This is a genomic window from Vallitalea sediminicola (assembly GCF_054408565.1).
Genome location: NZ_BTPT01000121.1, coordinates 1 through 733 on the forward strand (window position 1 = coordinate 1; position 733 = coordinate 733).

The 733-nt window shown below is 30.0% G+C and carries 1 protein-coding gene; it reads right to left on the bottom strand.

Annotated elements, in window-relative coordinates:
- Positions 1-358: 358 nt before the first annotated feature.
- Entirely contained in the window at positions 359-619 is a 261-nt protein-coding gene (locus ACX6CF_RS25805) for a hypothetical protein (protein WP_458788258.1), read from the bottom strand.
- Positions 620-733: the final 114 nt, after the last annotated feature.

Sequence of the window (733 nt, forward strand, 5' to 3'; positions counted from 1 at the left end):
GAAAAGAGGGAAAGAAAAGAAGAGAGGAAGAGAGGAAGATGTAAAAAAAAAGAAATAAGAAAGGGATAAAGTAGAGAAGGGGGAAGGGGGAAAGAAGAGGGAAGAAGAATATAAGGACATTAGAAGGAGTGGAGAGATAAAAAAAGAAAGTAACTCTAAAAGAGGGAAAGATAGTAGAAGTTGTATAGGGGAAAGAGGAAAGGAGATGAAGATGGAAAAGATAATGGTTATGTAAGAAAATGAGGAAAAGGAGCATAAATATTTAGTAGAATATGTACAATATATATTTGGAATAAAAATATATAAACAATAAGATATGGGAGGAAAAAGTGAAAGTACAAGAGATAATATTAGAAGGTTATAGGCGTAGATATATCTTGCTTGATGATGATGGTATACCTATAGTCTCTGTAGTTAGATACTTAAAGCATCTAGATAATATAGCTAAAAGTAGCACCACCTTAAAATCATAGCAATATGATTTTAAGGTGGTGCTACCTTTAGCTATATTATCTAGATGCTTTAAGTATCTAACTACAGAGACTATAGGTATACCATCATCATCAAGCAAGATATATCTACGCCTATAACCTTCTAATATTATCTCTTGTACTTTCACTTTTTCCTCCCATATCTTATTGTTTATATATTTTTATTCCAAATATATATTGTACATATTCTACTAAATATTTATGCTCCTTTTAATAATTTTCTTACATAAAAATTATAGGGT